Source organism: Catenulispora rubra (genome assembly GCF_015356825.1).
Classification (GTDB): domain Bacteria; phylum Actinomycetota; class Actinomycetes; order Streptomycetales; family Catenulisporaceae; genus Catenulispora; species Catenulispora rubra.
Genome location: NZ_JAACYW010000844.1, coordinates 1 through 297, shown reverse-complemented (window position 1 = coordinate 297; position 297 = coordinate 1). Strand labels below are relative to the sequence as shown.

The following is a 297-nucleotide window of genomic DNA, read 5'->3' as shown; positions in this document are numbered from 1 at the left end:
CCCCGGCGCGCATCGCCATCACGGCCTTGATCACACCGCCGACCCCCGCAGCAGCCTGGGCATGACCGATGTTCGACTTCAACGAACCCAGATACACCGGACCGGCATCAGCCCGATCCCGGCCATACGTCGCAGCCACCGCCTGGGCCTCGATCGGATCACCCAACACCGTGCCGGTCCCGTGACCCTCGACCAGATCCACATCCGCAGCGACCAAACCGGCATTAGCCAAAGCCTGGGCGATCACACGCTCCTGCGACGGGCCATTCGGCGCCGTCAAACCATTACTCGCCCCAT

General features: G+C 65.7%; 1 pseudogene. It reads right to left on the bottom strand.

Annotated features, from left to right (window positions below):
• Window positions 1-297: pseudogene (locus tag GWK61_RS55680) on the bottom strand (modular polyketide synthase); the annotation flags it as partial.